The organism is Arthrobacter sp. SLBN-122, from assembly GCF_006715165.1.
GTDB lineage: Bacteria > Actinomycetota > Actinomycetes > Actinomycetales > Micrococcaceae > Arthrobacter.
This window is the reverse complement of the sequence record NZ_VFMS01000001.1, coordinates 3,825,757-3,849,082: the sequence shown is the minus strand read 5'-3', so window position 1 is coordinate 3,849,082 and position 23,326 is coordinate 3,825,757. Positions and strand designations below refer to the sequence as shown.

Here is a 23,326-nt window from a genome sequence, read left to right as displayed (position 1 = left end):
CGGCGCGGGCCTTAGCGGCTGCCTGGGTTGTCGGACCCGTAAATACTGCGGATCCAGATGGTTGCCAGGACGTCCAGGGCGGCGGTCTCCGCGATGGCGGGACTCTCCCGGTTGAGGACAGCAGTAATGACCCGTTCGTTCATCAGGTTCAGGCTCACCGCGAGGTCGTGCGCGTCGATGCCCGCAGGCGCGGCCCCGCGGGCCTGCTCGGCACGGATGACGTCGCTTGAGAAGTCGACCCAGGACTGCATGGATTTGGACCACCGCCCGCGCACCTCGTCATTGCGGGCGCGCGCCCCGATGGCGGCGGTCGACACACCGCGGTGCGAGACAAACACCTCAACGAACATTCCGATGGAACGGGTCCACGCACCCGCGGGGTCGCTCTCGAAATCGCGCGGCAGGTGCCCCACCCGATGCTCGACCTCGGTGATAACCCGGTCCAGCAGGGCCAGCAGCACGGCATCTTTCGAGGGGAAGTAGAAGTAGAACGTGGGGCGCGAAATGCCGGCACCCCGGGCCAGATCCTCGATGGAGACGTCATCAAAGGTACGGCTGGCCAGGAGGGCCTCCGCGGTGACCAGGATTGCGTCCTGCCGCTCATCGCCCGAAACCCTCGCGCTGCGTCTTCCTCTTTGAGCCATGCGCCCATCCTAGCCCCGGTTCTCAACACGGTGTTGACTATCTCAACATTAAGTCGATAACTTGGCAGCATGAGCGAGCACGTAGATGTGTTGATTGTCGGCGCCGGGCTGAGCGGCGTGGGTTTCGCCAGCCGGCTGAAGCGCGAGGTACCCGGAAAAACCTTCACCGTACTGGAGTCGCGGAACGCCGTCGGGGGGACCTGGGACCTGTTCCGGTACCCCGGGATCCGGTCCGACAGCGACATGTACACGCTTGGCTACTCCTTCCGGCCCTGGGCGGGCGCCAAGGCGATCGCGGACGGCGAGTCCATCCGCGAGTACATCGAGGCAACTGTCGCCGACGAGGGGCTGGCGCCGCGGATCCGGCTGAACACCCGGGTCATTTCCGCCGCATGGTCAAGCGAGACCGCACTGTGGACCGTGACGGCGGTCCACACCTCCGGCGGCGAGTTCCGGTCCGGCGACACCGCCTCCTCCCCCGAGCAGGTCACCTTCACCTGCTCGTTCCTATCCGTCTGTTCCGGCTACTACCGCTATGACGAGGGCTTCGCCCCGGCCATCGACGGGGCCGACACCTTTGCCGGAACGATCGTCCACCCGCAGCACTGGCCGGCCGACCTCGATTATGAGGGAAAGCAGGTGGTGGTCATCGGCAGCGGCGCCACAGCCGTGACGCTGGTGCCGTCCATGGCAAAGTCGGCCGCCAAGGTGACGATGCTGCAGCGCTCCCCCACCTACATCGCCCCCGTGCCCGCGCGGGACCACCTGGCCGACCGCCTCCGAGGCAAGCTGCCCGCGCAACTGGCGTACGACGTCGTACGCTCCAAGAACATTCTCTTCTCCATGTTCACCTACCAGCTCAGCCGACGGCGGCCCGAGACGATGAAGGCGATCCTGCGCAAGTCGGCAGTAGCCAAACTGCCGGCGGGCTTCCCGGTGGACACGCACCTGGCCCCGTCGTACCAGCCGTGGGACCAGCGGGTCTGCGCGATCCCCAACGGGGACCTGTACCGGGCCATCAGCGCCGGCACTGCCGAGATCGTGACCGACACGATCTCCCGGATCACCCCGGACGGGATTGACCTGGCATCCGGCACATCGCTGCCCGCCGACGTCATTGTCACGGCCACGGGACTGAACCTGCTGGTGATCGGCGGCATGAAGCTCTCCGTCGACGGCGAGCCCGTGGACATCGGCAGAACCCTCACCTACAAAGGCATGATGCTGGAGGGGGTCCCGAATTTCGCCCTCACCATCGGGTACACCAACGCGTCCTGGACCCTGAAGGCGGACCTGGTGGCCGGCTACATCTGCAGGCTGATCAAGCAGCTCGACCGCCGGAACCTCCAGTGGGTGGTACCCGTGGCACCCGCCGACGTCGCCAACGGCACGCTGTCCTCGCTGATCGACCTGAAGGCCGGTTACATTTTCCGCGGCGCCGACCAGTTGCCCCGGCAGGGCGCAGGCTCGCCGTGGCGGCTGCACCAAAACTACTTCCGCGACTTCGCCCTGCTCCGGGCCGGCAGGCTGACCGACCACGTCCGGTTCGGCCAGCGCGGGCAGCCGGTGCGGGAAACCGTCCGGCAACCCGCGGCCCCGGCCCGGGATCCCCTCGCGCTGCCGGGAACGGGCCATGTCACCGTCGCGGGGACACGCCTGCGCTACCGGAAGACCGGCAGCGGGGAACCGGTCCTGCTGCTGCACGGCATCGGCCAGAGCCTTGAGGACTGGAACGAACAGCACGAGCGGCTCTCGGACCGCCACACGGTCTACAGCGTCGACCTTCCCGGCTTCGCGTACTCCGAACGGCTCCCCGGCACGACGACGCTCGCGAAGCTGGCCGGGATCCTGCCGGCCTTCCTGGACGCCGTCGGGGTTTCCGGGCCGCTGCCCGTGATGGGCAACTCGCTCGGCGGTGCCGTGGCCATGAAGCTGGCCGCCGACCATCCGGTCCGCGTCTCCGCACTCGTGCTGGCCAACAGCGCCGGATTCGGCAAGGAAGTGGCACTGGTCCTTCGCCTCCTTGCGGTCCGCCCGCTCGCGGCCCTGCTCCTGCGGCCCCATGAAAAAGCATCACGCCGGACCGTCCAGTCGCTCTTCTATAACAAAACGCTGGTCACGGACGACCGCATCGGCCACGCGCTCGCCCTGTCGCAACGGGAGGCGCACCGCCGGACGCTGGTCGACGTCGCCCGCGACCTGGGAACGATCTCCGGTGTCCGGTCCGAGTGGCGGACCGAGCTGATCGGGGCGCTCGCCAAGTCCGACGTTCCGGCGCTGGTGGTGTGGGGCGACCACGACCACATCCTGCCGTTCGGCCACCTTGAAGCGGCCGCCGCGGCGCTGCCCCGCGCCGAGTCGCACGTCTTCGCCAAGACCGGACACATGCCGCAGATCGAACGGCCTGACGAGTTCGCGGCCGTAGTCGAGGACTTCCTCACGAGGGTCTCCGTAGACCGTCAGGCGGCAAGCATCTAAGGGCGCTTCTCGACGTCGGCAAGGACTTCGGGCGCCACGTCCGACGTCGGCACCGCTCCAAAAAAATCCAGCCCGGTCTGTATAGGTGTGGACACTGTACACACCCTCTTTGATAGGACAAAAGACGCAGGCCATCCTTTCCAGCGGTCCTCCAGGGCGGCATGCGGCGGCGCCTAGAGCAGGTCCGGAACAGTCATGTTGTCCCGGGCTCCCCCGGCACATGAATAGGTGTAGGCCAATACCGGCCCACCCGACAGAACCGAAACGAGGAAACGCAAGAACCCAGTAAACAGGAAGCGGAAGGCCCACCAGCCAGGGTCCTGAACCCGCCACCCCACACACCTGAACAGGCCTCCGCGGCAGCCAGACCACAACCCGCGAACCAACCCGCCAGAGAGACGCCACCACTGGCTTGGTCAGCACGTCAAAGCAAAATCGCCTCTGACGAGGGAAAGCCTTGTGCCCGAGGTGGGACTCGAACTGCATTCCAGCCCTTGTGAACACTGGGAACCGGTGAGAACATGCGGAATCCGAAGGATTCCGGGGTTTGTATGACGCAGTCCGAGACAGAAGCTGTTGACATTGTCCACACGCTCATACAGCGCAGGACCGACCCGCGAAAGCGCTGGCGGATGATTCATGATCGTGGGGAGCGAAAACGACTGCGACGGCCTAGGAGTCCGCCACCCTGCGTTTCGACGGGATGCAGTAGTAGCAACTCCGCCCGACACGCATAATCAGGCCGTTCCGGACAAAGCCTTCCAGGAGATCCATGAGTTCAGCGCGATTGAGGTTTGCCGAAACTCGTTCGTCGTGCGCTCTCCGGAGCTTGTGCATCGCTGGCAGATCATCCAAGGTAAGGGCGGCTTCTCCGTCTGGAGATCTGTGCAGAGCGAGCAAGTGTTGGACGTCGTGCCGGTTGAGCCCCGGTGTACGGCCGGTGTGGTTGCGGTGGTTCAGTTTAACGAATACATCCTCAAGTGTTGGCTCGGAACGGTTCTCTGGGTAGCGACAGCTTCGGCAGACCCACGGGTTTTGAGTAGAACGGCGGGACTTTGGTAACTTGAAGATCCTGTCCCCGGGGCTCCAAGAAGCGCCGCAGACACCGCAGACACCGGAGTACCTGGCAAGGATGCCAAATCGCTCCCCATAGTTTCCTCGCGGCTGATTCCTACCAGGCTGGGGTTGGGAATTCGTCAAGGGATCAAAGGCGGTCACGTCGTTAAACCTACTGGGTCGGCTAGCGGGAGCTGCCATCCATGGCGATGCACGTAGGTCGGGACCTCAGACATCCTCAAGGCGCTTGAGCAGATTGGCGTCATGGCTCATCACGAAGTCCAAGCCCGCGCTGATCTCTTGCCTGTGCCGATGACCTTGGACGTGCGAAGGGGCAGGTTGGCCACATTGCGCCGACTCGGTGGTGCGCGTCTTGGGGGCAGGCGCACCCGGACGTCGTCCGCCATCTTCCGAGACCTGGGGGTGCATGTCCATAGTTCGATGATACTAAGCGGGATCAGGTGACTCATTGGCGTTGGCCGATTCGCCTGCCCGGAGGTGTCCTCCCGGCGAAACCTTCCGAGCGGCAGCGGCAACGCAGACACTACACCGTAAGGTTTTAGGGACGATGTCATCTGCTTATGGGCTTGCGCGGATCAGGGAACCCGAGCGAGACATAACCCAGGCCCGCTTATTCAGGGACGCGGCGAGTACGGGTCTTGATTCGTCGTAGTAGTCGTGAACGGTCGACACAGTTTTCCCTGGGTACGGCCGGATTACCCGGCCGACGTACTGTACCAATCTGCCCTTGAACGACACAGGCGCCGCGAGGAACAGGGTATCTAGTTTGGGGCAGTCAAAGCCTTCTCCAATGTAGGAGCCGGTGCCCAAGACCAGCAGAGGCTGGGCATCATCTGTGATGGCAAGGAGGTCGACGGCGGCCTGTCGTTCCTTGGCCTGAGTCTACGGCGCCATCGACTACCTCATCCGCGTCGAGGTCGAAGACAGCAACGCTTACGAACGCTTCCAAGCCGACAAGATGTACCCCCTACCCGACGTCCACCGCGTCGTCTCCCACACCACCATGAAACTCATCAAAAGCAGCTCCTGAAACTAAGACATACAAAGGAGAACCCACCTTCATCCGATTGGTGTCTCGAAACCCCTACGCCTCGAAACCCTAGGGTTTCGAGGCGCAGAGGATTCGAGACACCGAATCGGGCTAAGGCGTGTTTGGTAAGTGGTAGGGCTGTAGCCGTTCGTCGGCGTGGCGCTGATCGTGCGCATGCATGGCGGGAAAGATCGGTGCATCGGTGAATTGCAATCTTCTAGAATGACTGCGTGAACCTTTCGCATCTCGGCGCGCCGGTCGGGTCGATGATTCGCGTCCACGGCGGGTTCGCCAACCGGATGTACCGGCTCGACACCGACCAGGGGTCGTTCGCGGTGAAGGAGTTGAACCTCCTCGACCGCCGCTGGACCTACCGCGTCGAGGACGTGTTCCGGTTTGAGCGGGCGGCCTTCGCTGCCGGCATTCCGATGCCAGAGCCGATCTCGGCCAGCCACCACACACTCATTCACCGATGGGTCGAAGGCGAGAAGGTACCCGAAGCGCCGGTGACGGCAGCGTACGCGTTTGAGATCGGCGAGATCCTCGCGCGCATCCACGCGCTCGACGTCGCGTGGACCCCTGTGTCGATCGAGGACCAGACGTCACGGGACTGGTCCGAGCTCGCAATGCGGGCAGCGGCGACCGGACAGCCGTGGGCCGACGAACTCGCCTCTCACGTCGAGACGTTCCTCGCGATTGCCCACTTCGTCGACACCTGCGAACGGCCAGGCCCCGTCGTGCTGACCCACAGGGACATCCACCCATGGAATCTGCTCGCTCGAGAGGGTCGGCCGGTGGTGCTCGACTGGGAGCTCTCGGGGATGCTCGACCTGTCCAGTGAGCTCGGCTCGACCGCGCTGAGCCTCGCGAAGGGACCTGGCTTCGACGACATCAAGCCCGCCATTTTCCGCTCGGTTCTCGACGGCTATGTCGCGGGGGGCGGAGCGCTGCCGCCGTCAGGTCCAAGCTGGTTTGTGTTCATGATCGGCGGCTGGCTGGGGCACATGAGGTTGAACATCCTCCGGTGCCTCGCCGGTGTCGAGGCGAGCACCGGCCCTGACCTCGCGCTGTCGCACGAGTCCGTGTGCAACGGGGTGCGCGGCCTTCCCGACATGTTCGGCCGACTTCCGGAGCTCGAGGCGCTGCTTGTGTGACAGTGAGCTGCGTCGGTGCTTGGTACGCGGCGTAAGGCGCGCTCCCGATTCCGCCCGGGGCATAGTCGATGACCTGCAAGGGCGATAAACCGGACAGGTCATTTGGGCGCTCCGGGACCGCCTCCAGTGTCCTGGCCGGTTCGAAGCGGATGTCCGCGCGTCCGCGTCGGTGCTGTGAAGGTCCCCAACTGGAGCATCAGGCGCGTCTCACAACCCTTGGGATGTGAGCCGTCTCGAACATGCGGTGGTGGGATCAAGCGGCCAATAAGGGGCACTGGTGATGGCCAAGATCCCTACTGCTTGGACTTAGATGCAGATAATTGGCGGTCCTGCGAAACGAACCGCTGACTCCAGCCACCCCAAACCTTTTTTTCTTCTGTTTCCAGTCACTGCTTACACTGCCGAAAAACCTGGGGACATTTGGTCGGGCGGAACCTACCATGAGCCATGCCCGTGACCGGCCGATCCGTCACTGCCGCGGTGCTGCTCGTCATTGGGACAGGACTGGCGCTGCTGGGCGTGCTGGTTCATTACGGATTCATGAGGGTGTACGGCGATGTCACCGGCACCGCGTTTGGCGGACTCATATGGGGGTTGACGGCCGGGCCCTCCAGATTGGCGCTCCTTCTGGTCGCGGTCTTTGCGGTCATCGGTTTCATGCTCTCGACAAGACGATGGATGCGGCGGACGGCCGCGGCCATTCCTGTCCTCATGCTGGTCGGGATGTTCGCTGTCACGCCCCTGGCGCTGGGACAGCGGTTTGAGAAGCAATACGTTTCATCTCCACAATGCGTGATCGAGGGCACGGATGAGCCCATGGCCGCCGCAGATCGTGAGGCCCAGCAGGTGTTCGACTCCATCAGCCACATCGGCCAATTCAACGGCGGCGGCATGAGTGGTGTGGGCGGCTGTACCCGCTGGTTCAAGCTCTCAGGAGACGTCGATGTGTTGCAGCACTATCGCGCAACGTTGCCGGCGGCCCGCTGGGAAGTAGTCGAGGATGACGGGCACCATCTGCGGGCGCACCTCCATGGCAGAGTGTTCGATGTTATGCCCTGCCCAGGGGGCGGTGTCATCTGGGCAGTAAACGACGACGACCCCTCATACGGACAGGGAAAGCCTGAACTGGCCGGCACTGAAATTTGTCCACACGACCTCTAGAGCCAAATTTTGAGGTCCTATCGGAAAGGCGCGGCCTGAGCCCATCGTGATGACAGATGTGCAGGGCCATGGTCCTCGCGCAGTAACGTCCAGGTGCCTATTTTTCGCTGTGAAAGGCCCACCTGCACCAACCGATGCGCCTCGAAACCCTAGGGTTTCGAGACGCCTATGTCTCTTATTAGTTATGTCGGCTGAGGCTAGTGGAGGAGTTTGTGAATGACCGATCCGTCTCCGTGGAAGATCAGAGTTCTGCCTTGGCCGTCAATCCAGACCCAAAAGTATGAGGCGTCTTCGCCGACGTCATCCACCGTGCCATGTTCGGGTGCACATCCGGTTCGTTTCACGATCACTCTGTCGCCCGGGTTCAGGTGAATCCAGTTGTGATAGCTGAGTAGGCGACTTTGCGGGCTAGGGGATGGGACTTTCACTAGCTGAGTGTCTGCATTCATGGTGTTCCTTCCGGTGGATTTGGCGTTTCCGTCCACCAGGTCCGCGTATATAAGGATGGGCGGGGCGTGCATTGTGCACGCCCGGCCCTTTTCCTTTAGTACTGCTAGGTCAGTTCTGGGGTACTACCTGCATGCTTGAGGGCTGGTGCCTCCTGCTCGGGGGCGTTTTCTTCGTTGTCCTGGAGACGGGCCATTTTCTGCAGCCGCTTTGCCCATGCTGAGGTCACGATCGGGCAGAGTACAGCGGAGACGACAACTGATGCTGCCACGAGGACGGTGGCATGTTCCGCGGCCGGCGCGTAGACGGGGTTGGCCGTGGCGATGATCGCGGGGACGAGGGCTGCGTTGCCGGCTGTGGTTGCTGCGGCGAGGCCTGCCACGCCGTCACCGCCGGTGAGTTTGTCGGCGAGGAGCAGCACTGCGCCGCCGACGAAGACCACGAACAGGCCGAGGCCGATGCCGAGCAGTCCTGCTTCGACGACGGCGTTGAGGTTGATGGTCAGGCCGAGGGCCAGGCCGAGGAATGGCACCATCGCCGGTACCAGTGGGGCCAGGAGGTTCCGCATGTTCTTGTCCAGGTTTCCGAGGAGCATGCCCAGTGCCAGCGGGAGGATGGCGCCGACGAGTGCCTGCCAAGGAAAGGCAGCGAGGCCGGCGATGCCGAGGGTGACCATGGTCAGGAAGGGCCCGGATTCCAGGGACAGGATGGAGTAGGCTCCGGCGTCGCGTTTGCGGCCGAACTGTCCCATCAGGGAGATGTAGAGCCCGCCGTTGGTGTCGTTCAGGGCCGCGACGAGTGCGAGGGTGGACAGGCCAGCGAGGATCCCGGTTTCGATGGGGGCCTCGCCGAGGAAGCGGCCGGCGATGACGCCGATCAGGATGGCGAAAAGGATTTTGGAGCCGAGGAGTACCCCGCCTTTTTTAAGGATATAGGGCGTTGATTTGACCTCGAGTGTGGCGCCGAGGCAGACGAAGAACACGGCCAGCAGTGGCGCCAGGCCGGTGAAGAAGGCTCCTGTGAAGGATCCGAAGAATTTACCGGCGTCCGGGGCCAGGGTGTGGATGACGGCACCGATGCCCAGGGGCACCAGCATCATGCCGCCGGGGACCTTCTCCAGAGCTTTCTTGATGGGAATCGACATTGATTTCTCCTATTGAATAGCTGAGTGGTTGGGAACTGCACGGGTCCGAGCGTCAGTTCCGCGGTTGGGTTGGGTTAGCCGAGGCCAGGGATGAGCAGGACTTTGCAGGCGTCTCCGGTGAGAAGCTCGACGGCTTCGTCGATCTCGCTGAGCTTCTTGCGGTGGGTGATGAGCCAGTCGAGCTCAAGCCGGCCGGAGTCCAGCAGCAGCAGGCTTTGTTCCCAGGTTTCCCAGAGCCTGCGGCCGAAGATGCCGCGAAGGGTGATGCCCTTTTTGTTGATGTAGGCGGCGATGTCGACTTCGGCGGGGCGGCTGGGGTGTCCGACGGTGATGACGGTGGCTTCGCGGCGGACGGCTTCGAAGAGAGTGGTCAGGGTGCCGGGGGCTCCGGAGCATTCGAAGCCGACGTCGAAGCCGCCGCGGCGGCCGGTGAGTTCGCGGCAGCGTTCGATGATGCCGTCGTTGGGGCGCAAGGCGGTCGCGCCGAGCTTTTCGGCTTGGGCCCTCCGGTAGGGGTTGGGGTCGACGGCGATGACATGGGAGGCGCCCATGAGCAGTGCCAGGTTCACGACGACGAGCCCGACCGGACCTGCGCCGCTGACGAGCACGGCCCGGCCAGCGACGGAGTAGTTGGCGCGCTGGATGGCGTGCACGGCCACGCCGGCTGCCTCGAGCAACGCGCCGGATTCGAGGGACAGGCCGGTGGGGAGCTTGACGCAGATGTCCTGCGGCACGGCGGCGTACTCGGCGAAGACGCCGTCAATGTGCATGCCCAGGATCCCGGTACGTTCACACGTGTGCGCGTCTCCGGTGCGGCAGGGGAAGCACTGGCCGCAGGTCAGGTGGCTTTCGAGGGCGACCTGGTCGCCGACCTGCAGCCCGGTAACGCCGGGACCGACCTCGACGATGGTTCCTGCGCCTTCGTGCCCGAGGGTGACCGGGAGGTTGAGGTTGAACGCCTGGGCCGATGGGGTCCATTCGTAGAGTTCGCGGTCGGTGCCGCACAGGGACGCGGCGCCGACTTCGATGACGACGGAGCCTTCTGTTGCCTTGGGGTCACCGGCGTCGGTGACGTAGGTGACGCCTCGCTCTGCTGCGTTCTTAACTACTGCCCGCATGGGGGCCGCCTTTCGTTGGTTCTTGATGCGTGGAGGATTTGTGTGGGGGGTGTCAGCTGGGGAGCTGGCCGGCGAAGCGGCGCAGGATGTCGGTGGGTCCTACCTGTCCGCCCTTGAGCAGGAGCCTGCACCCTCCGACGGCGGAGGCGCCGTCGGCTTTCAGGATGGGGCCGGCTGTGACGAACTGGTCAGAAACGCGCAGTTGGCGTACGCCCATGGCGATGAGTGCGTGGCTGGAGGTATCGCCGCCGCAGACGGCGATGTCACGGGTGAGCCCGGCTGTGGCCATCGTGGCAGCGATGCCGCCGATCAGTGTGCCGACGTAGCCGGCGTCCACCGGTTTGCTGGCGCCGTAGCGGGGGTCCGCCGCGCCGCGGGTTGTGTGAACGACGACGTTCCTGCCTGCCCGGAGGGCCGCGGAAACGCGTTCATCGAGGGCGGCCACGAGGGTGGCGTCATCGCGCTGCAGCAGTTCGGCAGGCACGGGAACGTCCTCCCAGCCATTGCCGATGGCGTCGTTGAGTTGTTCGGCCGTGGTGCTGGACGCGGAAGCGCTGACAGCCAGAACCGGTCCGGACGGGCGCTGCGGGCGGGGTGTGCGCGGAGCCTGGTCGGAGATGGACCGTGCCAGGGCTGCCATGATGCCGCCGGATCCGACCACGATCGATGGACCGTGACCGTGTTCTTCCCGCGTGAGTGCTTCTGCGACGGCGTCCATCTGGTGTTCGTCCACGGCATCGACGACAAAGGCCTGTGCCCCGAGGTCCCGGCGCCGCTCCGCCCAGGCGTCCTTGAAGGTGCCGTCCTCATAGGCGGGCAGGTGGATCGCCCCGGGCACCTGGGTGCCGCCGAGCTGTTCGGCCAGGACCTGGCGTAGGTCCGCCTCGGCCATGGGGGTGGACGGGTGCCGGGACATGACCGGGTGGCGGTCCAGCCGGTAGGTTTTGCCGGCGTAGTTGGCATAGTGATTGCTGAAGGCGGTGTACCGGCCGAAGCCCGGCTGGGCGGGCGCCACGGGAATGGGGCCGTGCAGGGGGAATTGCTGATGGAGCAGCTGGATCCCGCGGCCGATGCTCCCGACAGTGACCGAGCTGTCGAAGGTGGAGCAGACCTTGTACAGCAGCACGTCCAGGTTCAGGGCAGCAATCCCGGCGAGGTCCCTGATGACCAGGTTGTCGAACGCTATTCCGGACATGGAGCGGGCCGGTCCTGCGAACCCGACGACGTCGGTGTCCGTGGGCAGTGGAGCGTCCCCGATGACCAGGGCAGCTTCCAGGCCGTAGCGGTGGGACTGGGCCAGAACGTCGGCGGCTCCAGTGAGGTCGTCTGCGACGAAACCGAAAGCTGGCATCTCAGGCACCTTTCCCGAAGGTCTGGACAGCGTGCAGGAGAGCATCGTCCCCCGTTTGAGCGAGTTTGTCCGCTGCCGACTGCAGAGGCACTCCTTCCACTGCTGCTTCCCACGCCTGGCGCAGGCTCCGCACCCCGGCCCCGGGACCGTCCGGGTGGGCGGCTACCCCACCGCCGGCGAGCATCATCAGGTCCGTGGAACCGACCGCGTGGAATGTGGGGCCGGGAGTGGCGACATTTTGCCCTGAGGACAAAACAGGCAGCGCTGCAATGGTCTGTCCGAGGGGTTCGAGCAGGCTGCGGATGTTGGCCGCGACTTCGTCGTCGAGTTCGTAGAACTTGCTGCCGAGTCCGCTGGCGTGCAGGTGGTCGGCGCCGGCAAGGCGGGCCATTTGCTGCCAGACCCGGTAGTCCATGCCCAGGGCCTTGGATCGCATGGAGGCGGCGAGGCCGGCGCGGTGGCCGTGGATCGGTACCTCGGCGAAGCTGCGCAACAAGGCAAGAGCCGGCAGGCCCATCACGGGAATGTTCAGCATCACGCACGTGCCGCCGGCTTGAACAACCAAGTCGTGGCGCTTCTGCAGGCCGGCGAGGTCACCGGTGATGTTGAAGGCATACATGGTGGAGTGGCCCGTGACCTGCGCGGCGGCCCGGATCTCTTCGGTAGCGACTGCGACCCGGCGTTCCAGCGGCAGGTACGCCGGATCAGTCATGAGCTCGTCGTCCTTGATCAGGTCGATGGACGCCATCGCCAGATCCCGGACGACCAGACGGAACTCTTCTTCGGAGAGCCCGACGTTGGGTTTGACGATGGTGCCGACCATGACGCCCTGGACATCGCTGATGAGTCTGCGTGTCCCCTCGATGCCGAAGGCCGGACCGGGGTGGGCGGCGATGAAGTCCTCCGGCAGCTCCATGTTTTGGAGCCGGCAGGCATACAGGTCGCCGAGCTCGAAGAGGTTGCCGGCGATGGCGGTCTGCAAGGTCGCCAGGTCCGTTCCGACGTTCTCCATCGGGAAATCAACAGTCACCAATGCAGCACGGACCTTCTCCGGGTTCGCCCGTGAGGGCAAGGAAGGACGGCAAAAACCAAGCTCCTGAACATCAGATATCCGGGCGGCGTGCCGTTCCCGGATCCGGGCCGATTCGCCGGGGACCGGCAGGAAGGTGCCGCTGGACTGCTCGCCCGCCATGATGGCTGCGGCCTTCGCGGGGTCAATCTCGGACTCTAGATAGTAGGTGCAACGCACCGAGCGCGGGTCGCGCATGGGGTCTCCAATTCGGGGGTTTTGAAACTCACGTATCCGACTGTCACCTGCAGGTACTTTCACTTCGCTCACGCGCCGATGCGGGCTCAAGCAGGTGACTCGCACTTCGGGTCGATGGCATCTCCTGTGATCCCAAGGCCCGAAGTTGTACGTACCTTTGACACGTACAATAGGTGGTGCGGGTCACGTCAAGACCACGCATCGTTACCGCTCGGCCAAGAGGAAGTACGTCAGGGGCTAAGATTTGAACAGGGCAGAGGAGTCAACGTGAGTTTGGAACCAGCAGTAACAGCGGCAGAGCAGGCGGGACGCACCAGCCCTCTGAACCGGGAAGACGGAGGTCCTCTCCACGCCCAAATCCGGGACATCCTGCACCGGCAAATCGTTGATATGGGACTTTCCCCAGGCTCTTCAATCCCTACCGAGGATGAGCTGACGAGGCAGTTCGGCGTCTCCCGCAGCGTGGTACGCCAAGCGTTGTCCGGCCTCGCCGACCTGGGCCTGATTCGCCGCCAGCGCGGCCGCGGGAGCGTCGTGGCCGCAACACCAGTCCTCCGCCGGCACGTTCAGCGCGCGGGCGGTCTGGACGAACAAGCGGCAGCACACGGCCAGCGCCTGCGCACCCACGTCCTCAGCGTAGAACCATCCGAGCCACCCCGGGCCGGTATGGAGGCCCTCTACACCCCGAACACCTGGAAGATCGAGCGGGTAAGATACCTCGATGACCTTCCCGTGGCCTTCATGCGAACCTGGGTACCGCGAGACTTCTTCCCGCACTTCACCGCAGAACTGCTCGAAAACGCATCACTCCTAAACCTGATGCGCGACCACGGCTACCACCCCGCCGGCGGACCCCGCCAAGTACAGGCAGTCTCATCGGATGCCGACCTGGCCGGGAAGCTCAACATCAAGACGCGCGAACCACTCCTGCTGCTCCAGGGCGTTACCCGCGACGCTCTCGGCCATGGCCTCGAGTGGTTCAACGTCTGGCACAGCCCTAACACCGTTTTCGATGTCGACGCACAAGTCACAACCCAGCCCGGAGGTGTCTCCCAACAGCACATCCGTCGTCTTCGGACCCTGACCCAGCAACTTGAATCTGAACTAGCGGATCTTGAGCGAGGGGCACACTAAAGGCTACGATGCCGTGGCAGAGAGACACCTCTTTGCGGAAACGTTGAAACCCAACACCCCGCGGGAGCGCAGCTGGCGAACAAACAAAGTTGTGGGAGACTTGCCGCGCCTCGCGCCCGAGTGTACTAATTAGCGCGGTTTCGAGACTCTTGGGGCGCCGGCTTAAACGCGCGCTTCGTTCTCGGTGCCAGTCTTCTGCGCGTCGTCGACGCGAAGGTCCAGTGCACCCGGGACCGAATGCAGCTCAGACGCAACGACGGTCTGCGCTTGAGGTGCCTGCAAGCGTGTCGCAACACGGCCCTTGTGCCAGCGACCTCTATCGCCTCCAGAAAGCCTAGTCATGCACCACACATCGGACCGGCAGCCAGAAAGCTACGGCACGTTGCAGAGTCGGCGGCAGCATGCAGCCCTACACGGGGCGGCCGGATGCTACTTAACAATGTCGGGCTGACACCCGAAGCGGGAAAATGTCAAGCTTTGTCAACACTACCGGGACCAACAGGCCCTTGACCTGCGGAAACACTGTGCCCGAGGTGGGACTCGAACCCACACACCTTTCGATACCGCATTTTGAGTGCGGCGCGTCTGCCAATTCCGCCACTCGGGCGCGGAATACGGGAAGGAACTACGCCCACAGCTGACTGTGAGCAACGCGATCGCTTCACGTACGCGGAATTACTCTACATGCAGATAGGCTGAATTCCAGAATCGCGCCGCCGTCGCCGCAAACAAACCCTGCAAGCCAAGTACAGCCGCGGTGGCACCTAAGATAGTGATGTCCCGCCGTACCTTTTCAAGGAGATCCCGTGACTGAACAGACGGAGTCCAAGCCCACGTCCCAGCCGGCGCGCCGCGTCATTGTGGCAGAGGATGAAACCCTCATCCGCCTCGACATCATCGAGATCCTGCGCGGCGAAGGCTATGACGTTGTGGGTGAGGCGGACAACGGCGAGAAGGCCGTCCAGCTCGCCGAGGAACTCAAGCCGGACCTGGTCCTCATGGACGTCAAGATGCCCGTCATGGACGGCATCTCCGCGGCCGAGAAGATCGTCAAGGCCCGCATCGCTCCTGTGGTGCTGCTGACCGCCTTCAGCCAGAAGGAACTGGTGGAGCGCGCCCGCGACGCCGGTGCAATGGCATACGTGGTGAAGCCGTTCACCCCCGCAGACCTCATCCCGGCGCTGGAGATCGCACTCTCCCGCCACGAGGAAATCAAGGCCCTCGAGAGCGAGGTGTCCGACCTTCAGGAACAGTTCGCCACCCGCAAGCTCGTCGAACGCGCCAAGAGCCTGCTGACCACCAAGATGGGCCTGACCGAACCCGAGGCCTTCCGCTGGATCCAGAAGACCTCCATGGACCGCCGCCTCAGCATGCGCGAGGTCGCCGAAACCATCATCAACCAGGTCAACTAAGCCACAGTGCAACAAAGAAAGGGAGGATCCCCACCAACCGGTGGGGGTCCTCCCTTTCTTGTTCTGAAGGCTAGTCCTGAACCTTCTTTTTCTTTTCCGGCCAGGGCCCGAGCTTTTCCTTGTTGCTGGTGACTTCACCTGCATAAGTGGAGTCCGCGAGGTCGCCCACCTTGTGCACCTTAAGAGAGTTCGTGGAGCCGGCCTTTCCGGGAGGCGAACCGGCGGCGATAACCACCAGGTCACCGTCCTGCACCAGGCCCATTTCCTCCAGGCTGCGGTCCACCTGCGCGGTCATCGCATCGGTGTGGTCCACCATCTGGACCAGTACCGGCTGGATGCCCCAGGTCAACGCCAGCTGGTTCCAGACCTGCTCCACGGGGGTGAAGGCGAAGACCGGCTTGATGGGACGCAGGCGGGAAAGGCGGCGGGCCGAGTCGCCGGACTGGGTGAACGCACAGATGTACTTGGCGTCCAGCTGGTCGGCAATTTCGACGGCGGCACGGGTGATGGCGCCGCCGCGGGTCCTGGGCTTGGTGCCCAGCGGGGGGACGCGCTCGAGGCCGTGGACCTCGGTGGATTCGATGATCCGGGCCATGGTCTTGACGGTTTCGATCGGGTACTTGCCCACGCTGGTCTCACCGGACAGCATGACGGCGTCCGCACCGTCGAGCACGGCGTTGGCGCAGTCGGAGGCCTCGGCGCGGGTGGGGCGCGGGTTGTCGATCATGGATTCCAGGACCTGGGTTGCCACGATGACAGGCTTGGCCCAGCGGCGGGCCAGCTCGATGGCACGCTTCTGGACGATCGGCACTTCCTCCAGCGGAAGCTCTACGCCAAGGTCGCCACGGGCCACCATGATGGCGTCGAACGCGTCAATGATTTCGGGCAGCTGCTCAACGGCCTGCGGCTTTTCGATCTTGGCGATGACCGGCACGCGGCGGCCTTCCTCGTCCATGATCTCGTGCACGCGCGTGATGTCGGAGGCGTCACGCACGAAGGACAGGGCCACCAGGTCAACACCGCGGCGCATGGCCCAGCGGAGGTCGTCCTCATCCTTTTCGCTCAGGGCGGGGACGTTCACGGCCACGCCGGGAAGGTTGATGCCCTTGTTGTTGGACACCATGCCGCCCACTGTCACCGTAGTGACAACCTTGACGTCGTCGACCTCGATGGCGCGCAGTGCCACCTTGCCGTCGTCGATCAGCAGGGCGTCGCCCACCTTGACGTCCTCGGTGAGGCTCTTCAGGGTGGTGGAGCAGATTTCCTGGGTACCGGGAACGTCCTCCGTGGTGATGGTGAAGATGTCACCGACGGCCAGCGCGTGCGGGCCATCCACGAAGCGGCCCAGGCGGATCTTGGGGCCCTGCAGGTCGGCCATGATGGCGACGGCCTTGCCAAGGTCCGCTGCTGCCTTGCGGACGTTCTCATAGGTGTTGTCATGCACGGTGTAGTCGCCGTGGCTCATGTTCATGCGGGCCACGTCAACGCCGGCTTCCAGCACCGCGAGGGTGTTTTCGTAGCTGGCAATTGCCGGGCCAAACGTAGCCACAATTTTTGCGCGTCTCATATACCTACCCTATTGGTCTCTTGCATTGGTTAAGTTGTCGGCGAGGTGAACCCTCGATGCACCCTGCGGGCCTGCGGTTAGAGGACGGCGATGGCCCGGTCCGTCGGCGCTACGGGAGCGGGAAGGATGGTGCTTCCCATCAGGTACTTGTCCACGGCGGCAGCAGCGGCGCGGCCTTCGGCGATGGCCCACACGATCAGGGACTGCCCGCGGCCGGCGTCACCGGCCACGAAGACACCTTCGGTGTTGGTCATGTAGTAGCCGTCGCGGGCCACGTTTCCGCGGCCGTCGAACTCCGCGTTTACCTGCTCGGTGATGCCCGCAGGTTCAGCGCCGGTAAAGCCGAGGGACAGGAACACCAGGTCAGCCGGGATGATCCGCTCGGTGCCGGCCTTCGGGAGGCGCTTGCCATCAACGAATTCGGTCTCGGCGACCTTGACGCCGGTCAGCTTGCCATTCTCGCCAACGAACTCGACCGTGGAGGCGAGGTAGGTGCGTTCGCCGCCTTCCTCATGGGCGCTGGCCATCTCGAACAGGGTGGGGAACGTGGGCCACGGCTGGTGGCCGGCGCGCTCCGACGGCGGCTGCTTGCCGATCGCCAGGGTTGTGACCGAGGCGGCGCCGTGCCGGTGGGCGGTGCCCAAGCAGTCGGCACCGGTATCGCCACCGCCCAGGATCACCACGTGCTTGCCGTGTGCATTGATCTGGTTCTCGATGGTCTCCCCCGCAACCGCGCGGTTGGCCGGCACCAGGTAGTCCATGGCGAAGTGGACGCCTTCCAGGTCGCGGCCCGGGATGGGCAGGTCCCGCGGAACGGTGGCACCCGTGCAGACCACGACGGCGTCGTAGCGCCTGCGCAACTGCTCCCAGGTGACGTCGGTGCCCACGGAGACGCCGGTCCGGAAGCGGGTGCCCTCGGCCTTCATCTGCTCAACGCGGCGGTCCACCTGCTCCTTTTCCATCTTGAAGTCGGGGATGCCGTAGCGCAGCAGACCGCCGATCTTGTCGTCCCGCTCGTAGACGGCAACGGTGTGGCCCACGCGGGTGAGCTGCTGGGCGACGGCCAGGCCGGCAGGGCCGGAGCCGACGACCGCAACCGTTTTGCCGGTCAGCCGGGCGGGCGGCAGCGGGCTGACCCAGCCGTTGTCCCACGCCTCGTCAATGATCGAGACTTCCACCTGCTTGATGGTGACCGCGGGCTGGTTGATGCCCAGCACGCAGGACGCCTCGCAGGGTGCCGGGCAGAGCCGGCCGGTGAACTCGGGGAAGTTGTTCGTGGCGTGCAGGCGCTCGATCGCTTCCTCGCCCTTGTCCCGCCACATGAGGTCATTCCACTCGGGAATGAGGTTGCCCAGCGGGCAGCCCTGGTGGCAGAAGGGAATGCCGCAGTCCATGCAGCGTCCGGCCTGCGCCTTCAGCGTGCCCTTTTCCTGCGCCTCATAAACCTCTTTCCAGTCCATGATGCGGACGGGAACGGGACGGCGTGGCTGGGTTTCACGCTGGCGTACTTTCAGAAATCCGCGTGGATCAGCCACCGGTCACCTCCAGGATTCGAGACCATACTTCTTCGCCGTCGGGGTCAAGGCCCTCTTCGATGGCGTCGAGACGGGTTTGCAGCACAGCCGCATAGTCGCGCGGCAGCACCTTGGTAATGCGGGCGGCGGTGTCATCGAAGTTCTCGAGGAGGCGCGCCGCCAGCTGGGAGTCAGTTTCTTCAACGTGCTTGACCAGCAGGCCGTGCACGATGTCGCGGTCCTCTGCATCCAGCTCCCGGAGCTGGAGTTCGCCGGACTGCAGGGCGTCCTTGTTGACCTTGGCAGTATCCAGGTCCAGGACGTAGGCGGTGCCGCCCGACATGCCGGCGCCGAAGTTACGGCCGGTGCGGCCGATGATCAGCGTCTGGCCGCCGGTCATGTACTCGCAGCCATGGTCGCCAATGCCTTCGACGACGGCGGTGGCACCGGAGTTGCGGACCAGGAAGCGTTCGCCCACCTGGCCGCGCAGGAACAGCTCACCGCTGGTGGCGCCGTAGCCGATGACATTGCCGGCGATGACGTTCGTCTCGGCCTTGAACACGTTGGTGCGGTCCGGGCGGACGATGATCCGGCCGCCGGAAAGGCCCTTGCCAACGTAGTCGTTCGAGTCGCCGTACAGTCGCAGGGTGATGCCTGCCGGCAGGAAGGCGCCCAGGGACTGCCCGGCGGTGCCGCTCAGGGTGACATCGATCGTGTCGGTGGCCAGGACGTCCGTGCCGAACGTCTTGGTGACCACGTGGCCCAGCATGGTGCCCACGGAACGGTCCGTGTTGATGACGTCCACCGCGATCTTCACGGGGCTGCGGTCGGTCAGCGCCTCAGTGGCCATGGTGATCAGGCGCTGGTCGAAGTGCTTGTCCAGCTCGTGGTTCTGGCCGGTCATGTTGCGCAGCGGCGCGTCGTCGTCGAACTCCAGGCCGTGCAGGATCGGGTCCAGGTCCAGGCCGTCGGCCTTCCAGTGGTTGATCGCTTCGCGGGTGTCAAGGACCTCGGCGTGCCCGATGGCCTCCTCCAGGCTGCGGAAGCCAAGCTCGGCCAGGATCTCCCGGACTTCCTCGGCGAGGAACTCGAAGAAGTTGACCACGAACTCCGGCTTGCCGCTGAAGCGTGCCCGCAGTTCAGGGTTCTGCGTGGCCACGCCCACCGGGCAGGTGTCCAGGTGGCAGACGCGCATCATGATGCAGCCTTCCACCACCAGCGGAGCGGTGGCGAAGCCGAACTCTTCACCGCCCAGCAGCGCGGCGATCACCACGTCGCGGCCGGTCTTGAGCTGGCCGTCCACCTGCACCACCACGCGGTCGCGCAGGCCGTTGAGCATCAGCGTCTGCTGCGTCTCGGCCAGGCCGAGCTCCCAGGGGACACCGGCGTGCTTGAGCGAGTTCAGCGGCGAGGCGCCGGTGCCGCCGTCATGCCCGGAGACCAGTACGACGTCGGCCTTGGCCTTGGTCACGCCGGACGCCACGGTGCCGATCCCGACTTCCGAGACAAGCTTCACGTGCACCCTCGCCGAGGGGTTGGCGCGCTTGGCATCGTAAATAAGCTGCGCCAGGTCCTCGATCGAGTAGATGTCGTGGTGCGGGGGCGGAGAGATGAGTCCGACGCCGGGGGTCGAGTGCCGCGTCCGGGCCACCCACGGGTAGACCTTCTGCGCCATCAGCTGGCCGCCTTCGCCGGGCTTGGCGCCCTGGGCCATCTTGATCTGGATGTCGTCCGCGTTGGTGAGGTAGAGGCTGGTGACGCCGAAACGGCCGGATGCGATCTGCTTGACGGCCGAGCGGCGCTTGGGGTCGAGGAGGCGGTCGACGTCCTCGCCGCCTTCACCGGTGTTGGACTTGCCGCCCAACTGGTTCATGGCGATGGCCAACGTCTCGTGGGCCTCCTGTGAGATGGAGCCGTAGCTCATCGCGCCGGTGGAGAACCGCTTGACGATGCTGGAGACAGGCTCCACTTCCTCAAGGGGAACAGACGGACGGTCGTTCTTGAACTTGAGCAGGCCGCGGAGGGTCATCAGGTTGGTGGACTGGTCGTCCACTCCCCTGGTGTAAGCCTTGAAGATGTCGTAGCGGCGTTCACGCGTGGCGTGCTGCAGCCGGAAGACGGTCTCCGGGTTGAACAGGTGGGGTTCGCCGTCGCGGCGCCATTGGTACTCGCCGCCGCCCAGCAGGGGGCGGTGCGGCTGCTCGATGCCGCCCTCGGGGTAGGCCATCTGGTGCCGGGCCGAAACCTCGGCCGCGATCACGTCCAGGCCCACGCCGCCCAGCTGGGAGTGGGTGCCGGCGAAGAATTCGTCCACCAGGTCCTGGCCCAGGCCAAGTGCCTCGAAGGTCTGCGCGCCGGTGTAGGACGCCACGGTGGAGATGCCCATCTTGGACATGATCTTCAGGACGCCCTTGCCCAGGCCCTTGATCAGGTTGTAGACGCCGTCCTGAGGGGTGACGCCGGTGACGTCGCCGGCAGCGATGAGCTGCTCCACCGATTCCATGGCCAGGTACGGGTTGACCGCGGAAGCGCCGTAGCCGATGAGGACGGCCACGTGGTGGGTCTCGCGGACGTCGCCGGCCTCGACCACCAGGGCGGTCTTGGTGCGGTTTGCGCTGCGCAGCAGGTGGTGGTGCACGGCGCTGACCAGCAGCAGCGACGGGATGGGCGCCCACTGGGCGTTGGAGTCGCGGTCGGACAGCACGATGTACTGCACGCCGCGGTTGATGGCGCCGGAGACCTGCTCGCAGATTTCGGTGAGCCGGGCACGGAGCGCGTTTTCGCCGCCTTCGGGGCGGTAGAGGCCACGGACCTTCATGGCCACGCGGTTGCCGTCGGCGTCCTCGATGTTGGCGATCTTGGCGAGCTGGTCGTTGTTGATCACCGGGAAGGGCAGCTGCACCTGGGGCTGGCGGACCTGCTTGGTGTCCAGCAGGTTGCCATTGGGTCCGATGGCACAGGTCAGCGATGTGACGAGCTCTTCTCGGATGGCGTCCAGCGGCGGGTTGGTGACCTGTGCGAAGGACTGCACGAAGTAGTCGAAGAGCAGCCGGGGGCGCTTGGACAGCACTGCCACCGGGGTGTCCGAGCCCATGGCGCCCAGCGGCTCGGCGCCGGTGCGGGCCATGGGGCCGAGCAGGATCTTCAGTTCCTCGGTGGTGTAGCCGAAGGTGCGCTGGCGGATGTTCACGGACGCGGCGGTGTGCACCACGTGCTCGCGCTCAGGCAGCTCATTGAGGTCGATCAGGTTGTCCTTGACCCACTCCGCCCACGGGTTGGCGGCGGCGACTTCGGCCTTCACCTCTTCGTCGTCGATGATGCGGCCGGCTTCGGTGTCCACCAGGAACATCTTGCCCGGAGACACACGGCCCTTCTTTACCACCTTGGAGGGTTCGACGTCGATCACGCCCACCTCGGAGGCGAAGACGATCAGGCCGTCCTCTGTGATCCAGAAGCGGCCGGGGCGCAGGCCGTTGCGGTCCAGGGTGGCGCCCACAAGGTTGCCGTCGGTGAAGGAGACGGCGGCGGGGCCGTCCCACGGTTCCATCAGCAGCGAGTGGTACTCGTAGAAGGCGCGGCGGGCCGGATCCATGGTGGCGTGGTTTTCCCAGGCCTCCGGGATCATCATCATGATCGAGTGCGTGATGGGCCGGCCGGAGAGCCACAGCAGCTCGGCTACCTCATCGAAGGACGCGGAGTCCGAGGCACCCGGGGTGCAGATGGGGTACAGCTCCTCCGGGGAGTCGCCCAGCAGCGGGTTGGCCAGCTGGGACTGGCGGGCCCGCATCCAGTTCCGGTTGCCCTTGACGGTGTTGATTTCACCGTTGTGCGCGATGGTCCGGAACGGCTGCGCGAGCGGCCAGGACGGGAAGGTGTTGGTGGAGAAGCGCGAGTGGACGATGGCGAGCTTGGTCTTGAACCGCTTGTCGGAGAGGTCCGGGTAGAACGGCTCCAGCTGCGCCGTGGTGAGCATGCCCTTGTAGACAATGGTGCGCGAGGACAGCGACGGGAAGTACACGCCGAACTTATTCTGCGCACGCTTGCGGATACGCCAGGCACGGGAGTCGAGCTCGTTGCGGTCCAGTTCCTCGCCGGTGGCCGATGCCAGGAAGGGCTGGGAGAAGTAGGGCATGCAGGCGCGGGCCATGGCACCGACGAGGTCGGCGACCACCGGCACTTCGCGCCAGCCGAGGACCTTCAGGCCCTCATCGGCGGCCAGGCCCTCGATGCCTGCTTTGGCGGCGTCGGCCTCACGGTGCTCCGCAGGCAGGAAAGCGGTACCGGCAACGTACTGGCCGGGTGCGGGCAGTTCGAACTCGGTGACAGCGCGGAAGAACTCGTCCGGGATCTGCATGAGCAGGCCCGCGCCGTCGCCCGTACCCTCATCGGCACCCACGGCACCGCGGTGCTCCAGGTTGCGCAGGGCGGTCAGGGCGGCGTCGACGATGTCGTACCCGGGTTCGCCGCGCAGGGTGGCGATAATCGCCAGTCCGCAGGCGTCCTTCTCCTGTTCCGGGTTGTAGAGCCCGGCGGCCTCCGGCATGGCTGCGAAGCGCTTGAACGGCGACATTGCAGTCTCAGGCTGGTCCGGTTCAGACCAGCTGGGAGTGTGAAGAGTTTGGGTCATGGGAGACGTCCTTCCTCCTGATCGTGCGTATGGAAGGGACACCGTTGGCCCCACTCGTCGGCGCCGCTGCGGTGGGCACAACAAAGTGTTGATTACTGGAAATTGTAGGTCAGCGCAGCCTGCTGAACTAACGGTTACGCAGGCCCCTGCCCGGGACATCATCAGGAGGCAAATACATGCCGGCCGGACGGTGCCCCATGC

General features: G+C 64.8%; 14 protein-coding genes and 1 tRNA gene. 6 read left to right on the top strand and 9 right to left on the bottom strand.

Annotated elements, in window-relative coordinates; translation table 11 throughout:
- Positions 1-11: 11 nt before the first annotated feature.
- Complete coding sequence (locus FBY36_RS17675) at positions 12-644, bottom strand: TetR/AcrR family transcriptional regulator (RefSeq protein WP_142121506.1); 633 nt, start codon at positions 642-644, stop codon at positions 12-14.
- A gap of 69 nt (positions 645-713) precedes the next feature.
- Here FBY36_RS17675 and FBY36_RS20925 point away from each other — a divergent pair, with 69 nt between their 5' ends.
- From FBY36_RS20925 to FBY36_RS17645, 4 genes are all read left to right on the top strand, one after another.
- A complete protein-coding gene (locus FBY36_RS20925; RefSeq protein WP_142121504.1) occupies positions 714-3,122 on the top strand; it encodes an alpha/beta fold hydrolase in 2,409 nt (802 codons plus the stop codon).
- A 1,969-nt stretch (positions 3,123-5,091) separates the two neighbouring features.
- Positions 5,092-5,229: an Lrp/AsnC ligand binding domain-containing protein gene (locus FBY36_RS21035; RefSeq protein ID WP_142122700.1), complete on the top strand. Its 138-nt coding sequence runs from the start codon at positions 5,092-5,094 to the stop codon at positions 5,227-5,229.
- A 230-nt stretch (positions 5,230-5,459) separates the two neighbouring features.
- Complete coding sequence (locus FBY36_RS17650) at positions 5,460-6,383, top strand: phosphotransferase family protein (protein ID WP_142121502.1); 924 nt, start codon at positions 5,460-5,462, stop codon at positions 6,381-6,383.
- 447 nt (positions 6,384-6,830) lie between these two features.
- The gene (locus tag FBY36_RS17645; protein WP_142121500.1) at positions 6,831-7,544 is read left to right on the top strand and encodes a hypothetical protein; all 714 of its coding nucleotides are present in this window, start codon (positions 6,831-6,833) and stop codon (positions 7,542-7,544) included.
- Between the two features lie 553 nt (positions 7,545-8,097).
- Here the strand turns inward: FBY36_RS17645 and FBY36_RS17635 are convergent.
- From FBY36_RS17635 to FBY36_RS17620, 4 genes are all read right to left on the bottom strand, one after another.
- The gene (locus FBY36_RS17635; protein WP_142121496.1) at positions 8,098-9,135 is read right to left on the bottom strand and encodes a 2-keto-3-deoxygluconate permease; all 1,038 of its coding nucleotides are present in this window, start codon (positions 9,133-9,135) and stop codon (positions 8,098-8,100) included.
- A 74-nt stretch (positions 9,136-9,209) separates the two neighbouring features.
- Positions 9,210-10,253 carry a zinc-dependent alcohol dehydrogenase gene (locus tag FBY36_RS17630; protein WP_142121494.1) on the bottom strand — a complete coding sequence of 348 codons (1,044 nt, stop codon included), beginning with the start codon at positions 10,251-10,253 and terminating at the stop codon, positions 9,210-9,212.
- Positions 10,254-10,305: 52 nt separating this feature from the next.
- Positions 10,306-11,604: a four-carbon acid sugar kinase family protein gene (locus tag FBY36_RS17625; RefSeq protein WP_142121492.1), complete on the bottom strand. Its 1,299-nt coding sequence runs from the start codon at positions 11,602-11,604 to the stop codon at positions 10,306-10,308.
- 1 nt (position 11,605) lies between these two features.
- Positions 11,606-12,871, bottom strand: a complete 1,266-nt coding sequence (locus tag FBY36_RS17620) for a RuBisCO large subunit C-terminal-like domain-containing protein (protein ID WP_142121490.1) — start codon at positions 12,869-12,871, stop codon at positions 11,606-11,608.
- A gap of 267 nt (positions 12,872-13,138) precedes the next feature.
- Between FBY36_RS17620 and FBY36_RS17615 the strand changes: the two genes are divergently transcribed.
- On the top strand, positions 13,139-14,005 hold the full coding sequence (locus FBY36_RS17615) for a GntR family transcriptional regulator (RefSeq protein ID WP_235008884.1): 867 nt from the start codon (positions 13,139-13,141) through the stop codon (positions 14,003-14,005).
- Between the two features lie 525 nt (positions 14,006-14,530).
- Here the strand turns inward: FBY36_RS17615 and FBY36_RS17610 are convergent.
- Positions 14,531-14,612: transfer RNA gene (locus FBY36_RS17610), tRNA-Leu, on the bottom strand.
- A gap of 199 nt (positions 14,613-14,811) precedes the next feature.
- Between FBY36_RS17610 and FBY36_RS17605 the strand changes: the two genes are divergently transcribed.
- Entirely contained in the window at positions 14,812-15,417 is a 606-nt protein-coding gene (locus tag FBY36_RS17605) for an ANTAR domain-containing response regulator (RefSeq protein ID WP_009358190.1), read from the top strand.
- Positions 15,418-15,487: 70 nt separating this feature from the next.
- On the opposite strand, the gene pyk is transcribed toward FBY36_RS17605, so the two are convergent.
- The 3 genes from pyk to gltB all read right to left on the bottom strand — a co-directional run bounded on the left by pyk (position 15,488) and on the right by gltB (position 23,125).
- Positions 15,488-16,984: a pyruvate kinase gene (gene pyk, locus FBY36_RS17600; RefSeq protein WP_142121488.1), complete on the bottom strand. Its 1,497-nt coding sequence runs from the start codon at positions 16,982-16,984 to the stop codon at positions 15,488-15,490.
- A gap of 77 nt (positions 16,985-17,061) precedes the next feature.
- Positions 17,062-18,519 (bottom strand): glutamate synthase subunit beta, encoded by a 1,458-nt coding sequence (locus tag FBY36_RS17595; protein ID WP_142121486.1) that lies wholly within the window; start codon positions 18,517-18,519, stop codon positions 17,062-17,064.
- Positions 18,512-23,125, bottom strand: a complete 4,614-nt coding sequence (gltB, locus tag FBY36_RS17590) for a glutamate synthase large subunit (RefSeq protein WP_142121484.1) — start codon at positions 23,123-23,125, stop codon at positions 18,512-18,514. Before gltB ends, FBY36_RS17595 begins: the two co-directional genes overlap by 8 nt.
- Positions 23,126-23,326 lie beyond the last annotated feature (201 nt).

Bases quoted from the DNA above. Each gene is read 5' to 3' on its own strand.
- FBY36_RS17675 (WP_142121506.1), bottom strand. From the start codon at position 644: ATGGCTCAAAGAGGAAGACGCAGCGCGAGGGTTTCGGGCGATGAGCGG.
- FBY36_RS20925 (WP_142121504.1), top strand. From the start codon at position 714: ATGAGCGAGCACGTAGATGTGTTGATTGTCGGCGCCGGGCTGAGCGGC.
- FBY36_RS17645 (WP_142121500.1), top strand. From the start codon at position 6,831: ATGCCCGTGACCGGCCGATCCGTCACTGCCGCGGTGCTGCTCGTCATT.
- FBY36_RS17635 (WP_142121496.1), bottom strand. From the start codon at position 9,135: ATGTCGATTCCCATCAAGAAAGCTCTGGAGAAGGTCCCCGGCGGCATG.
- FBY36_RS17630 (WP_142121494.1), bottom strand. From the start codon at position 10,253: ATGCGGGCAGTAGTTAAGAACGCAGCAGAGCGAGGCGTCACCTACGTC.
- FBY36_RS17625 (WP_142121492.1), bottom strand. From the start codon at position 11,604: ATGCCAGCTTTCGGTTTCGTCGCAGACGACCTCACTGGAGCCGCCGAC.
- FBY36_RS17620 (WP_142121490.1), bottom strand. From the start codon at position 12,871: ATGCGCGACCCGCGCTCGGTGCGTTGCACCTACTATCTAGAGTCCGAG.
- pyk (WP_142121488.1), bottom strand. From the start codon at position 16,984: ATGAGACGCGCAAAAATTGTGGCTACGTTTGGCCCGGCAATTGCCAGC.
- gltB (WP_142121484.1), bottom strand. From the start codon at position 23,125: ATGACCCAAACTCTTCACACTCCCAGCTGGTCTGAACCGGACCAGCCT.